Origin of the sequence: Nostoc sp. ChiSLP03a, from assembly GCF_034531215.2 — a bacterium.
In the GTDB taxonomy this organism is placed as follows: domain Bacteria; phylum Cyanobacteriota; class Cyanobacteriia; order Cyanobacteriales; family Nostocaceae; genus Nostoc.
Map to the genome: position 1 here is coordinate 1 of NZ_JAVRBQ020000019.1, position 14,313 is coordinate 14,313.

Consider the following 14,313-nt stretch of genomic DNA (forward strand, 5'->3'; position numbering starts at 1 on the left):
TTTTATAAAGCTGCATAGAATTCGATCCCCCCTAACCCCCCTTAAAAAAGGGGGAACCGGAAAAACATCTATCAAAGTCCCCCTTTTTAAGGGGATTTAGGGGGATCAAGATATGTGCAACTTCACATTAAATTGGTATAAGTTACCAGTTTCTCTTTGAAAAAAGACTAATGCAAATATATCTGTCATCGTTGCTAAAACTGAAGCTGTAGCCGGCAAGCTACGGTAAAAATATGAATAGTAACCACTAACAAATATGATGTTTTGACCAAAAAAGTATAATCCTGTGAAAAGTAGAATTAAACCTATAAGTTTGATTAACAATCTACTCATAATATTTTGATGTTTTTAATAGCCCAAGCTAATTTTTATCCGATTATAGTGGGGTTTTTATATCTTGCCAAATTTTTACCTGAATATAATTTTTTTACGTAAATATACTGAATAAACCTCCTGGCTGTCTGAAAATGCCAGTACAAGTAATGTTGATTACATCAATTAGTCCTTGCCAGGGTTTTATCAAGGTGCTTTAATAGCGATCGCATTCCGCAAAATACTCTCACTTAGAGAATATGTACAAAACTTGCAGCGATTCCACCTCGCTGCTGGTGTTGATAAAATTACAGACTCAAAACATAAAACTCAAAGATATGACAAGCTAGTAGCATATCTTTGACATTAAATTCTTCCCAAAGTTTAATAGGAGCATACATGGAGCCAATTATTGCTATAGTTTTAGCCCTTATAGGTTATGCATTAGGTTCTGCAAAACTGATTAATCAAGGAAATGAAGCCTTAGTCGAACGCTTAGGGCGGTATCATCGAAAACTTAAACCGGGGCTGAACTTTATTGTTCCCTTGGTCGATCAGATTGTCATGGAAGATACTACACGAGAGCAGTTTACAGACATTAAACCTCAGAATGTGATCACCCAAGATAATATTTACGTAGAAGTGGATGCTATTGTATACTGGCGGATTCGAGATATCGAGAGAAGCTTTTACGCGATTGAGGATCTGCAAGGATCGTTGACACAGATCACCACAACTACGCTCCGAGAAATCATTGCCCAAAATACCCTAGAGCAGACCAACGTCTCTAGAGCAGAGATGGACTCAGCTATTTTAGATCAGTTGAATCATGTAACGGCAGATTGGGGAGTTGAGATTCTCCGATTAGATATTCAGAGAATTACTTTACCTGAGAGTGTCCGAAAGTCTAGGGAAGAAGAACAAGCCGCCGTTATCAAAAAACGGGCACTGATTACCGAAGCAGAAGGGGAAAAGGAAGCTGCGATTAAAAAAGCAGAAGGAACTATGGCTTCTGTGCAAATCATTTCTCAAGCTCTACGTTCCAATCCCGACAGTAGGGATATTTTGCGGTATCTTGTGGCTCAAGATTACGTAGATGCTAGCCAAAAACTTGGTGAGAGCAGTAATGCCAAAATTGTCTTTGTAGACCCAGCTAACTCAAGTGAAATGTTTCAGGAGTTGATAGCCGAGTCAGTAAATCATGAAGGTAATGGCAGAAAAAGCGAAGAAGAGTAATACTTAAGAGTTATGCTGTGCGGCTTGTCTTGATAGGGCATCGGCGACTAATGAAACATCGCGCATTTCTTGAACATCATGAACTCGGAGGATATCAGCGCCATTAAAAATAGCAGCACAACAAGCTGCTGCCGTTCCCCAAACTCGTGCTTTGGGATCTGGTTGATTTAAAATGCGACCAATGAAACTTTTACGAGATGCTCCTACCAAGATAGGACAATTGAGTGGTGAGAGCGATCGCAAACCGCGAAAAATTTCTAAATTTTGCTCATAGTTTTTAGCAAAACCAATACCAGGATCGATAATAATTTTATCCAGGTCAATGCCCGCAGTAGTTGCTGCCTCAATTTGCCGAGCCAAAAAACTATAAATCTCACCAAGCAAATCTTGATAATCAGTCTGTTGTTGCATTGTCTGTGGTGTTCCCCGGATGTGCATTAAAATCATCGGCACACCTAAGTTTGCGACTGTTGCCAACATTTCTGAGTCAAAAGTGCCGCCAGAAATATCATTAATAATATCCGCCCCAGATTCTACAGATGCCTTGGCTACAGCAGCACGGGTTGTATCTACAGAAATCGGGACTGAAATCTTTGGTCTTAACACCTGTAGTACCGATAGTACTCGGTCAAGTTCCTCCACCAGAGTTATTTGCTTTGCCCCTGGTCGAGTTGATTGACCGCCCACATCAATGATGTCAGCACCAGCAGCCACCAGTGCTTGCGCCTGTACTAAAGCGGTAGAGGAAGTGTTAAACTCACCTCCATCACTAAAGCTATCGGGCGTTACATTTAAAATGCCCATCAAATAAGTCCGCTGTCCCCAATTGAAACAGCGTTCTCGAATTATCAAGTTCCTTGGCATAACCCTGTTTTGTCACTCTTGGAAAACAATAATCGAAGCAAGATTCTGAAACTTTGATTGAGTCAACCTTTAGTTAGCATTGCTATGCACCCCTATTAGTCAAAACTTTGATTGATAATTCATCATTTTTGTCTTCTGGTACTAATAGCTTTCCATCTTTAGTTAGTTTCAGTTGTTGTCCCCGCCACTCTATAGTGTTGCCAATAAAGCCAAAACACCAAATAACAAAGCTTAACAAGTCGCACACAAGAACGAGCCACAAAAACTTTTTGACTATTGGATCTTTCAAACTGATAGTACCAACAACCCAAGCCATCATCAATCTTGTTATCCAACAGATAGATAATCCTAGCCATCCTAATATTGAACCATTAGTGGCAATCGGCAGCAACAAGCTGGTGACGACACCATAGGTAAAAATTAGTCCTAAATAACCCCAAGGACGAGAAACTCGTTTACCACGCGCCCAACGAATCTGTCGTCTGATGGCATCAACTAAGTTGTTGCTTATCTGTACGTGTTCAACTATGTAGTCAGAAAGGACAACTTTGTAACCTGCTTGGACAGGTAGATGGCCTAGTTGGAAATCATCTGCCAGATAATCAGCGATCGCTTCAAATCCACCGATAGCTTCTAGTACTTTTTTCGGGATCACAATGGTGGAACCAAAGGCAAATTTTATACCATTTTCTTTAATGTTGCTGACTAAAACCGCAGCGTGAAATTCAGTAGTAGTACTAATAGCTTCTAATATCGATATCCATCCTTGAGTTACGGTTCGATACATACAGGTAACTACACCCACGTTTTTATCTTGCAACGGCTGGATAACTCTTTGCAAATAGTCACCTCCAACTCGAATATCACTATCAGCAAGGACTAGAATTTCGTATTTCGCTTTGGCTGCGGCATTGGCTAAGTTGCTAATTTTCAGGTTTGTACCAATGATGCGATCGCTTACAATCAGCAAAATATCCAAATCTGAAAAATTGTGGATGATTTTTTCTACAACCTCTATGCAAGGGTCTTGAGAGTTTCGTACTGCAAAGATAATTTGATATTTGGGATAGTCCTGCTGACAAAATGAGGCTAGGTTTTCATAAGCATTACTATCAAGCCCACAAATGGGTTTGAGGATACTAACAGGTGGATGAAACTCTCGATTAATTGCCTGGGGAGCAGTAAAAAAAGTTATTGCTGCATAAATTGCATAGCAATAAAACAAAACAGATGGTATGCACAAAATTAGGAGAAAATAACTAGCGATCGCATGAAGATTTGTTAAGAAGGTAGATGCAAACATAGCTATTCATTACCAGGCAATTAGTATTAGCATTTTCTAGATTCACTGCCGATAAGCTTAGGATTTTTGTATGTACGTTAGATGGGATTTGGATGACAAAGTTATTACTGTGAATTATGGAAAATCAAATTTAGGTGATACGTTGGGATAGGAAATGATGGTTAGTAATTTCAAAGCCGTTACTCAGGAGCGCTTCGCGTACCTGACGACTTAACAATGCAGCCAGTTCTGCTTCCCCTGTGCTTAGTTCTTTATTTGCGTTGGCGTTGGCGTAGCCTCTCGTAGAGAAGCCCGCCGCAGGCATCGCTGGATGAGAGTAAATCTCCACCAAGTTTGCCTGAATCTGAGGTATCAATCCAAGTAAATATTCTTCTGTAATGCCTCCAGTTTGCAATAAACCGTAAACTTTTTGGGTAAAGCTAATACCTTGGGCCTCTAGCAGTTTCTCACCATAGCGGCGTAGTCTGCCAAATACTCCTGACCAAACTAGTTTTGTCAGTAGATGACTGCGATTCACTCTCAAGGTCATTCCTAGTTCCTCACTCGGAAGACGAATTACTTTAATATCAAATTCTGCTGCCAAGTCAACTAAAATTCGCAAGACTACTGGATGTATGTGCAAATGCAAATGTCCATCGACATGAGAAAGAGGTAAATTAGTAGAACGGTATTTTTCTAATTGGGCGCGAATTTCTTGGCGCAGTTCTTGATGGGTTTCCTTAACAAATTGATAGCGCAAACCGGCGAAAAATGGACTGTTAGAAAAGTTACCTTGTTTGTCAACTAAATGGGGAATTTGTTCTGGCGGTAAAACAGAACGACCACATATTAATACAAGATGTAGTCCAACAGCCAGGTTTGGATTGGCCTTTGCCAAAGTGACAGCCTCTTTTGCAGCATCAGCGCTCACCATCAGGCTGGTACTAGTTAACACTCCTTCTTTATGTGCTTTGATAATTGCTTGATTAACTCCTTCAGAGAAACCAAAGTCATCACCATTGATGATGGCGAATCGCTGTGCTTGCATAAGTTTTGGATTTTTAAGGTTCCGATAATTGAGCTATTGAATTAGATCGCAGTAAATTATTTTTTTGCATTTACTTATTTAGCTGGGTTATCGTCAATTCTCCATAAAAATAACCAATAACTAACCAACAACTACTGATTCTGCTTTTGCAGTTGCTTGAGTGCGACGGTCTTTTAAGTAAGAGAAAAATTCCCGCCCTTCACGCAAGCGACGCACTAACATTTGCGGATCGGTGAGCATTTCACCAACAATTGGAATAATCGCTCTGGGACGAAAATAAAACTTCCGATACATCCTTTCAACTGCATCCTCAATTTCAGCGCTGGAGAGATTTGGATATTGCAGTGTAGACATTTGAATTCCAGAATTAGCAACTAAAGAAGTGTTGCTAAACCAATTATTTTCTTGTGCTTGACGATAAAGTTCTGTTCCAGGATATGGAGCGGCGATAGAAACCTGAATTGTATGCGGACTAATCTCGCAAGCAAACCGGACTGTTTCTTCAATTGTTTCTGGGGTTTCGTCGGGTAAACCAATGATAAATGTGCCGTGTACGGTAATGCCAAGTTTATGACAATTTTCCATAAACTTTCGCGCTACTTCCAGCTTGATTCCTTTTTTAATTCCATCTAAAATTTGCTGATTTCCAGATTCAAACCCGACTAATAGTAGGCGTAAACCATTATCGCGTAGTTTTTTCAGAGTGTCATAATCTAGATTTGCGCGGGCGTTGCAACTCCAAGTTAGTTTGAGTCGCCGCAGATGTTCGCTAATGGCGATCGCTCGCTGTTTGTTTATAGTAAATGTGTCATCATCAAACATATATTCCCGTACTTTGTCACCGAAGATCGCTTTCGCTTCTTCCATCTCGCGGCCAACAGCTTCGGGACTTTTTGTGCGGTATAAGTGTCCGCCAATTGTTTGCGGCCAAAGGCAAAAGGTACATTTTGCCGGACAGCCCCGCCCAGTGTAAAAGGAAATGTATGGATGCAATAAGTAGCCAATAAAGTATTTGGTAATATCTAGATCGCGATGATAAATCGGCAATACACTGGGCATCGAATCCCAATCGTGAATTAAGGGACGATCTTGATTATGATGAATATTACCCTGGCGATCGCGGTAGCTTAAACCTGTGATTTCTTCCCAAGATTTATCTTCGGCTATTTCTTTGCAGGTATAGTCAAATTCGTGACGACATACAAAGTCAATGATTGGGTTTTCAACCAACGTCTGTTCTGGTAATACTGCAACGTGCGCTCCAATCAAGCCAATCTTGACATCAGGGTTTTGAGCTTTGATTGTCTCGGCACACTTGACATCATTAGTCAGCGAAGGCGTGCTGGTGTGCATGATAATTAGCTCGTAATCTTGAGCAATTTCGATGACATCTTCTACTGTTTGACCGTGTGGGGGTGCATCAATAAGCTTGCTACCAGGCACAAGGGCTGCGGGTTGCGCTAGCCATGTCGGATACCAGAAAGAAGTAATTTCGCGCTTGGCTTGGTATCGGGAACCTGCACCACCATCAAACCCATCGAAGGAAGGAGGACTGAGAAACAAAGTTTTTTTCACAGGTAGATTTCCTTTTGCAGGTTTTAGCTAACACTTTTTTAGGATAAAACCTAAAGGACAGCAGATGCGATCGCAGTTCTAAATCATTCATTAAATTTTCTATTTCTCTCTCTTTAGCGAAAAATCTCTGCGTACCTTTGCGCTTTACTTTGCGTCTCTCTGCGTTTCAAAATATTATCTGTACCTCACTTAACTGGGAATCGCTATGACCAAGCTTTTGTTGATTTGGAATGATTGGTTTATTTTTGCCGTGTTGTACTAGATTGGTCAGCGAATGCTTTGAACTCGACAGCATCATGACTACAGAACAAGCGTACATTTTTATTGCGATCGCTTGATAATGCGCGTAGCCGATCTTGATTGAGCAATCGAGCCTGGCGATCCACTTCCATCATCCATTGGTAGGCGCGTAAACCTGGCGTGCAGCTTTTTTTGGCTGAGTCCATCTCGTGCCGATAAAAATAGGCATCACCTGCGTGCAAAAGCCAACCCTCTGGTGTATCAATGGCGATACCAGCATGACCTCGTGTGTGACCAACAAGGGGAATAAGCAGAATTTCTGGCGGTAGTCCGTCGAGGTTACGTACTGCTTCAAAACCGAACCAAGGTTCGCCTCCCACCGAATAATACTTCCAGTGCTTAACCTCATCCCACTGTTGTGGACGAAAGCGCCTTTTGGCAATGAATCCGCGCCGATCCTGGGCGGTTTCCATCTCAGTTTGCATTACGTGTACGGTTGCTTCTGGAAAATCTTCCAGACCACCGGCATGATCGAAATCAAGGTGGGTAAGTACAATATGACGCACATCTCGCGCGGAAAATCCCAACTTTTCAATTTGATCGACTGCTGTGTATTTTTTATCAAACTGGATGCCATTGAAATGAATGAAAAACGGGCTGAGGCGGGAGTAAGGCGAGTTGATATCGCGCAGCCCGAAGCCAGTATCAATCAGAACAAGTCCCTGCTCTGTCTCGATCAGCAGACAGTGGCAGACTAGATGAGCCTTCGGGCCGCGACTGAAGCCATCGAACAGGGCCCCGCCAATCGGGCACATACAGCCGCAATTGAGATGATGAATTTGCATGAATCCTCCGATTACGACTTTGACTGTCAAAGTGAGTAAGGATGCACATCTGTGTATTGATGTCAACTTAGCGTGAAAGTCAGCCTATAACCAGCTTTTAGATATTGTCTCGTTCCCAGTCGGAAACTGGGAATGCCGTCCTAGAGGCTCCGCCTCCCTTGCTGGCGGCAGAGCCGCTAGGAGCAACATTTCCAGCCTCTAGGCTGGAAACGAGATTTGAAAAGGCTTTTAGCTAAAATTGACACCAATGACAGTTGTACGCCCCTACAGATGTACAAATAATTTGGGATAATTTCTTTTTTCCAAGTCCGTTAGCCCAGGCGATCGCACCCCGCTTAAAATGAGTCTTGATTAGGTACAAATTAGTTGTTGCCTGACCCCGGCTCACTGAGCTTGCGGTGCTGTTCAGCCCTGACTGTATCAGGTAAAACCTTACTCACATTCGCCTGAAGCTTCGTTTTGAGAGAACCGGCGATGATGTCATCTTTGCCCGCCATCAAAGCTTCAAAACCCTGCTTGGCGACCTCAGCCGGATCGTCCTTTTGCTCCGTGCCCACTTTTGTATCGTCCATACCCGCGCGGTGGAAGAAGTTGGTATCGGTGGGCCCCGGCATCAGGGCGGTGACGGTAACGCCTGTGTCTTTCAATTCGTTGCGTAACCCTTTTGAAAAGGAATGCACAAAGGCTTTGGAGGCGGCGTAAACTGTCTCAAACGGGCCGGGCATCAAAGCAGCAATCGACGATGTGAAAAGGATTCGACCCTTGCCAAGCTCAACCATATCCTTTACCACCCGTTTGGCAAGATGTACAGAGGATACGACATTTAGATCGATCAGATTGAGTTCGTCCTTTAGGTCGGTTTCACGGGCGAAATCACCGCCGACACCAACACCTGCATTGATGGCGATCGCATCCACTGGTCGCCCAGTTCCCTTAATCTGGTTGTAGAGTGTCTCAACTCCGTCATAGCTAGCCAGATCGGCCTGCACCGTCTCAACTTTAGCACCCAGCTCCTCAAAAGCTTGAGCCGCTTCGTCAATGCTCGATCCGGTGGCTGTAACTAGAAGATCGAAGCCGTTTTGAGCAAACTGTTTTGCAAGTTCATAACCGATGCCGTTAGAGGCACCTGTCACGACAGCCAAGGGTCGGGTCACTGAACTGTTCATAACCATCTAAAATTCCTATGTAACTGCTCCACACTCGCTGGCGATGGTTTATTTCGCTACCAAATAATTGCATGGACTGTGGGCTTTCAACCCTTACAATCTTAGGTAGGTAGCAGTGCGATCGCGTCTTTCCCAGGAAGTATCGCGAGTGTATCTTCAAGGTTACTTTTTTACAGTTCTGTATATACCTCTAACAGACTTTCAGGCTCTCAATACTTATTTTAATTGTTACCTTAGCTACGAACTTTCGTCACGATTTTTTGGGAATAAAATGAAGCCGATTCTTCATTTTTGGCGCAATCTTGGGCAAACTTAATCAAATGATGTCCGACAAGTCCAACGTGAACCAAGTTTTCAATATTACCTGCTTTTAGTGCTGGCTTGGCCATTTTCCAGAAAGTCTGACGATAGTTACTAAATACGCCTATCCGCACCAAAATATTAGTTAAATAAGTTAAACCCTTGCGAATATTAGCCGCAGAAGTTCGAGAGGGGCTGTTAGGAACTTCGATGCGATTTGGATAGGTGTGTTCCATATTGTAGGCAAATCGCTGATATAAAAATTCTGGCTCATAAGCAGTTGTAATGCAGCGCCGCCACATCTCAACAACTTGCTCGTAGGGCATCAAAAATTCAACATTTGATTCCCGGCTTTCATCATAGACAAGTCGCCCTTCTGCTTCTAATCTCCGCCATAATGGAGTTCTCGGCAATGCATGAAGTAGGTTAATTGTCAACATGGGAATTTGCGATGCCCGAATAAATTCGAGAATTCGGTCTGCTGTTTCTGATGTATCTGTATCTAACCCAATAATGATTCCTGAAACTACTTCCATACCATAACTATTTAAAACCTGAATTGCTTTTAAGATTGGCATACTCAGATTTTGGTCTTTGGAAATCGCATGAAGGGCATTTGGTTCTGGTGTTTCGATCCCGCAAAAGATTGTGCAAAAATAAGCTTCGCGCATCATTTCCAGCAGCTTTGGACTTTGAGCTAAGTTGAGCGTTGCTTCACAAGCAAATTGGATGGGATAGCCATTGCGTTTTTGCCAGTCAATCAGATGAGGAAGTAACTTCATGGCGGCGCGGCGATCGCCAACAAAGTTATCATCGACAAAATACACTGCCCCCAAATTGCCAGATTGTCGCATTGCATCTAACTCCGCGACTACTTGCTCTGGTGTTTTCATTCGGGGACTGTTGCCATAGAGTTCGGGAATATCACAAAACTCGCAGTGATAAGGGCAGCCACTAGAAAACTGCACATTTGCCAAGAAATAATCATTGATATTCAGCAAATGATAAGCTGGGGTGGGAAACTCTGTTAAGGGTAAACGTTCCTTGGTTTCAAAGCGAATTTGTTGTTGCGGACGTTGAGAGTTTTGGTCTAGATATTCGATCATGCGATCGCTAGCATCTCCCAATTCGCCCAAGTGTAAAATGTCAAAATCAGGATAATATTCTGGACACCCAGATACTGAAGGGCCGCCGACAACGGTAATTTTCCCGGCTCGATGGGCAAGTTCGTTAATTTGATTAATCTGTGGTTTTTGGATATGCATTCCACTCACAATCACCACATCAGCCCATTGGTAATCAGCCCTACTTGCTGATTTGACATTTTCATCAATAAACCGCACTTCCCACTCTTTAGGTAAGTAAGCAGCCACAATTAAAATACCTTGGGGTGGCATAAAAGCCCGAACACTACCCATGAGTGGGTAAGCGTGATGAAAAGTACCAAAAGAACGGCTGTACTTGGGAAAAATACACAAAATGCGTCGATGGTGCGAAGGAACGTAGCGGGTTCCTTGAGTGACAGAAGCGGTTTTAGAATTGTCCGCTACATTAATTTGGTTCTCTAAAGACTTTAAATTCACAGTCATCGCAAATTTCACCCTGGAAAACTGAGCAGGTAATTTGACAGTTTATTGACATAATTCGCTGTAATTCCAACTAGCTTACCAAAGAAAGGTAGGAGGCAGAACGAATTAGAAATGTATTTTTGCTCAAAACAAAGTCTTAAAGATTATAAATCGCCCAATCTTACCTTCAGTAAATCGCAAAGTTTTTTTCAAACTAAACAATTAATAACTTCCTCAAGGGTTTCTGAATCGGTTAGGGCTAGTTATTTTGGTGAAGTCAAGAGTAATTATTAGGATGGGCGTAAATTCTTTGTTAAAAAGCAGCAGCAAATTCTTTTGCAAAATCTTCCAACTTTACTTTGCCCATAGCAATTGGCTTATGCAGTTCATAATCCTGCCGCGATGCGCCGTTGTGAATGCTGGTGCCCATTTCAACAAAGTTGGCCGCAATATGTGCCGACATTCCACTCTCTTCCAAACCGCTTTGTGTTTGCTCGTCGGTCAAGATTACCCATTTTAAATCCGGCTTGCCAATGGCTTCGCCTAAGATGTAAGCGGTTTCGTTGGCCGTATGCTCGTCACTCACCACATACCGCACTTGCTTGTCGGTAACAGCTGTTTCTATCTCTTCTGCGGCGGCGGCGGCAATATCTCTTGGGGCAACCATTACAAGCTTGTCGTCGCCACCATAGTTTGCGCCAATAAAGCCCAGCCCTTTTATCATATCTACAAAGTTGTAAAGATTGGAGTAGAAGTAACCAGGGCGCAGATGCGTAATGGCTACGTCTGACAACTCATTCAAAATGCCTTCTACATCGTGAGAACCGAGAATGAATCCGGTGCCCTTATCTAAATTTGCGCCCATACTGCTGAGATGAACCACACGCTTTACGCCCGACCGTTGAATGGCTTGTGCATAGTTGCTGCCAGTTTTCTGGTAATACTCTCTTGGATCGGGCACGGTATAGTTTGGCGGCACCATAGCATACACGGCATCAGCACCAGTAAAGGTGGACACCAGGAAATTAACGTCTTCCAGTGAGCCGATGGCAGCGGTGGCCCCCAGAGCTTCAATGTCTTTTTGCTTCTCCGGCTTGCTGCTGATAACCGTAACCGTATGACCTTTTTGCACTAACTCCTTTGCCAGTGGCTTGCTGATGTTTCCTAACGAACCTGTTACTATAACTTTCATAAATATTTCGTTTTTGTTTGCGAGGGTTTCTAAACTGGTTAGTGCTATTTGTTTTGGTGAAGTTAATGGTAATTATTAGGATGGGGGTAGGTTCCTTATAATTTCATTTTTTGAAACTCTTTTCAAGAATATAAGTTTTATTGATTTAGGTATTATTTAGAACTAATATGTACGGGGAATTGAATTGGCACAGACGTAGCTCTTGAGAAAAACTTTGCAATTTACTGACCTTGTGCCTGATTCATGGTGATATTTGAAGGGATGTTTAACTGGTAAAATATAAAATCTAGCCTAGCAATGCAAATTTAATTGGTTGGCAAACAACTATTATGGAAATCGCGCATGGGACATAAAAAGAGAGATTTTCATTTTTTGTTGTGTCCAACTGGGTATAGGCATCTGTCATGAATTTGATTTACTTTCTTTTGCGTTCTTCGTGGGGGATGGTGGCGATCGCGATCGCTACCGGATTTTTGAGCGGCGGTAGTAGTGCTGGCTTGATTGCCTTAATTAGCCATGCTGCAAGTAGCGGTAGTACTTCCCGGCTCACATCGATAATTTGGGGTTTTGCGGGGCTGGCTATAGTTGCACTAATTACCAGTATCGTTTCTCAAGTGATGCTGATTCGTCTTTCTCAGAATGCAGTCTTGCAATTACGGATGCGTTTGAGTCGCCAGATTCTCGCTTCCGAGTTGAGTCATCTGGAACGCTTAGGGAATCCTCGATTATTGGCAACTTTAACAGAAGATATTCAAGCGGTTGCTAATGCTGTTTATCAGATGCCTTTTATCTTTATTAATTTAGCGATCGTCCTGGGTTGTATAACATATATAACCTGGCTTTCTTGGTTAGTATTGTTGATGGTTTGTGGAATTTCAGTAGTTGCGATCGCTAGTTGTCAGTGGCTACTCAACAGAGGCGGTAAATTACTTACTTTAGCTCGTGAAGATGAAGATTATCTATTTAAACATTTTCGCACGATTACCGAAGGAGTCAAGGAACTTAAACTAAATTACAAGCGGCGTGAAGATTTTTTAGAAGAGAAATTACAATCAACTGCTAACGAGTTTCGTCATCATAATGTTAACGGTCTAAGCCTTTTTGCCATAACTTCAAGCTGGGGTCAACTCATATTCTTTTTTGCTCTCGGTTTTGTATTATTCGTGTTGCCTAATCTGCTTACTATCAATCCCGAAACTCTCTCTGGCTATATTTTGACCTTCACTTACTTGGTGTTACCAATGGATAACATCATCAGTAAACTTCCTCTATTAAGCAAAGCTAGCATTGCCTTACAAAAAATCGAATCACTGGGTTTATCTCTAGCTAGTCGAACTGAAATATCCACTGTTCCACCTGCTCTGAAATCTGACTGGCACAGGTTAAAGTTTCAAAGTGTCACCCACACTTACTACACAGAGCAAGAAGACAATAGCTTTATTTTTGGCCCCGTCGATCTAACACTTTATCCTCAAGAATTAGTCTTCATTGTCGGCGGTAATGGTAGCGGTAAATCTACATTAGCTAAATTAATTACTGGGCTTTATATCCCAGACAACGGCGAAATCTGGTTTGATGATGAGTTAATTAGCGAAGAGAATCGAGAATGGTATCGCCAGCATTTTTCCGTGGTGTTTTCCGACTTTTATTTATTTGAAGAACTTTTAGGATTAAAAAATTCTTACTTGGATGCTCAAGCCAGAAAATATTTACAAAAACTGCAACTAGACCATAAAGTAAAAGTTGAAAATGGACAAATTTCTACCACTGCTCTTTCTCAAGGACAACGAAAACGGCTAGCTTTACTCACAGCCTACTTGGAAGATCGACCAATTTATCTATTTGATGAGTGGGCAGCCGATCAAGATCCAGTATTCAAAGAAATATTCTACACTCAACTTCTCCCAGAACTGCGATCGCAGGGTAAAACAGTACTGGTAATTAGCCATGACGATCGCTATTTTCATTTAGCAGACCGAATTATCAAACTTGACTATGGCAAAATAGAGTACGATAAAACTTAATCTGTGAAAATAATTCATAATTCTTAAAAGAATATTTGGAGTTTGACTAAATAAAACCAATGTCTGAACAAAAGCCCATAAATCCTTGGAACTACAAACCTTGGTGGTGTCAACCTTGGTCTATAGTTCTCACAGGTGTAACACTGATTGGTGGTAGCTGGTTACTATTTAAAACTATCTGGCTAACAGTTCTCGTTTCCATCCCGATAGGAACGTGGATGGTATTTTTTGTGTTGTTTTGGCCGCAACTAATGATTCGCAGTGGAATTTTAGAATCGTATAAAGAATAGTTTGAGCTTAATGTAATGCGGAAAATTAGTTTAGGTAGAGAAAATTATTCCACCGCGTCCGAGATTTAGCATCTCAGAGGATGTCTGAAAACTTTTTGGTGTTGTATTCGAGACTTGTAGATCCCCCTAAATCCCCCTTAAAAAGGGGGACTTTGATTCCAGTTCCCCCCTTTTTAAGGGGGGCTAGGGGGGATCAAGCGAAATATTGAATACTTCTCAGACATCCTCTCAGCTCGACTTTATCCATTTTTTTCGCAGCGCGATCGCTTAAGCTGAAATCTTTGTAGGACAGTAGTTTTACTTTTTTAACTTCATCTATAATCTGTGACGTGGAAAAAGTATTTGCCAAAAAACTAGGGTTTTTGCTGGAT

At 42.1% G+C, this 14,313-nt stretch carries 12 protein-coding genes; 4 read left to right on the forward strand and 8 right to left on the reverse strand.

The features are described 5' to 3' along the window. The first annotated feature begins 505 nt into the window (after positions 1 to 505). A complete protein-coding gene (locus RMY32_RS02485) occupies positions 506 to 676 on the forward strand; it encodes a hypothetical protein (RefSeq protein WP_322710014.1) in 171 nt (56 codons plus the stop codon). Between the two features lie 35 nt (positions 677 to 711). Then, positions 712 to 1,548, forward strand: a complete 837-nt coding sequence (locus tag RMY32_RS02490) for an SPFH domain-containing protein (RefSeq protein ID WP_322696241.1) — start codon at positions 712 to 714, stop codon at positions 1,546 to 1,548. 3 nt (positions 1,549 to 1,551) lie between these two features. On the opposite strand, the gene folP is transcribed toward RMY32_RS02490, so the two are convergent. From folP to RMY32_RS02530, 8 genes are all read right to left on the reverse strand, one after another. Further along, a complete protein-coding gene (gene folP / locus RMY32_RS02495; RefSeq protein ID WP_322710015.1) occupies positions 1,552 to 2,412 on the reverse strand; it encodes a dihydropteroate synthase in 861 nt (286 codons plus the stop codon). Positions 2,413 to 2,494: 82 nt separating this feature from the next. Continuing rightward, a complete protein-coding gene (gene hpnI / locus RMY32_RS02500) occupies positions 2,495 to 3,715 on the reverse strand; it encodes a bacteriohopanetetrol glucosamine biosynthesis glycosyltransferase HpnI (RefSeq protein ID WP_322710016.1) in 1,221 nt (406 codons plus the stop codon). Positions 3,716 to 3,845: 130 nt separating this feature from the next. After that, positions 3,846 to 4,742, reverse strand: coding sequence for a hopanoid biosynthesis-associated protein HpnK (hpnK, locus tag RMY32_RS02505; RefSeq protein ID WP_322710017.1), 897 nt, complete (start codon positions 4,740 to 4,742; stop codon positions 3,846 to 3,848). Between the two features lie 120 nt (positions 4,743 to 4,862). Beyond that, complete coding sequence (hpnJ, locus tag RMY32_RS02510; protein WP_322710018.1) at positions 4,863 to 6,317, reverse strand: hopanoid biosynthesis associated radical SAM protein HpnJ; 1,455 nt, start codon at positions 6,315 to 6,317, stop codon at positions 4,863 to 4,865. A gap of 239 nt (positions 6,318 to 6,556) precedes the next feature. Then, the gene (locus tag RMY32_RS02515; protein ID WP_322710020.1) at positions 6,557 to 7,468 is read right to left on the reverse strand and encodes an MBL fold metallo-hydrolase; all 912 of its coding nucleotides are present in this window, start codon (positions 7,466 to 7,468) and stop codon (positions 6,557 to 6,559) included. Positions 7,469 to 7,764: 296 nt separating this feature from the next. Beyond that, positions 7,765 to 8,568 carry an SDR family NAD(P)-dependent oxidoreductase gene (locus tag RMY32_RS02520; protein ID WP_322710023.1) on the reverse strand — a complete coding sequence of 268 codons (804 nt, stop codon included), beginning with the start codon at positions 8,566 to 8,568 and terminating at the stop codon, positions 7,765 to 7,767. A 233-nt stretch (positions 8,569 to 8,801) separates the two neighbouring features. Beyond that, positions 8,802 to 10,457: a B12-binding domain-containing radical SAM protein gene (locus tag RMY32_RS02525; RefSeq protein ID WP_322710024.1), complete on the reverse strand. Its 1,656-nt coding sequence runs from the start codon at positions 10,455 to 10,457 to the stop codon at positions 8,802 to 8,804. Positions 10,458 to 10,749: 292 nt separating this feature from the next. After that, on the reverse strand, positions 10,750 to 11,628 hold the full coding sequence (locus tag RMY32_RS02530) for an NAD(P)H-binding protein (protein ID WP_322710026.1): 879 nt from the start codon (positions 11,626 to 11,628) through the stop codon (positions 10,750 to 10,752). Positions 11,629 to 12,032: 404 nt separating this feature from the next. Here RMY32_RS02530 and RMY32_RS02535 point away from each other — a divergent pair, with 404 nt between their 5' ends. Both RMY32_RS02535 and RMY32_RS02540 read left to right on the forward strand, forming a co-directional pair. Then, positions 12,033 to 13,652, forward strand: coding sequence for a cyclic peptide export ABC transporter (locus RMY32_RS02535; protein ID WP_322710027.1), 1,620 nt, complete (start codon positions 12,033 to 12,035; stop codon positions 13,650 to 13,652). A gap of 59 nt (positions 13,653 to 13,711) precedes the next feature. Further along, entirely contained in the window at positions 13,712 to 13,942 is a 231-nt protein-coding gene (locus RMY32_RS02540; RefSeq protein ID WP_104906287.1) for a DUF6737 family protein, read from the forward strand. Positions 13,943 to 14,313: the final 371 nt, after the last annotated feature.

Excerpts from the sequence above, each read along its gene's own strand:
- hpnK (WP_322710017.1), bottom strand. The coding sequence starts at position 4,742 with ATGCAAGCACAGCGATTCGCCATCATCAATGGTGATGACTTTGGTTTC.
- folP (WP_322710015.1), bottom strand. The coding sequence starts at position 2,412 with ATGCCAAGGAACTTGATAATTCGAGAACGCTGTTTCAATTGGGGACAG.
- RMY32_RS02490 (WP_322696241.1), top strand. The coding sequence starts at position 712 with ATGGAGCCAATTATTGCTATAGTTTTAGCCCTTATAGGTTATGCATTA.
- RMY32_RS02530 (WP_322710026.1), bottom strand. The coding sequence starts at position 11,628 with ATGAAAGTTATAGTAACAGGTTCGTTAGGAAACATCAGCAAGCCACTG.
- RMY32_RS02525 (WP_322710024.1), bottom strand. The coding sequence starts at position 10,457 with ATGACTGTGAATTTAAAGTCTTTAGAGAACCAAATTAATGTAGCGGAC.
- RMY32_RS02535 (WP_322710027.1), top strand. The coding sequence starts at position 12,033 with ATGAATTTGATTTACTTTCTTTTGCGTTCTTCGTGGGGGATGGTGGCG.
- hpnI (WP_322710016.1), bottom strand. The coding sequence starts at position 3,715 with ATGTTTGCATCTACCTTCTTAACAAATCTTCATGCGATCGCTAGTTAT.
- RMY32_RS02540 (WP_104906287.1), top strand. The coding sequence starts at position 13,712 with ATGTCTGAACAAAAGCCCATAAATCCTTGGAACTACAAACCTTGGTGG.
- RMY32_RS02520 (WP_322710023.1), bottom strand. The coding sequence starts at position 8,568 with ATGAACAGTTCAGTGACCCGACCCTTGGCTGTCGTGACAGGTGCCTCT.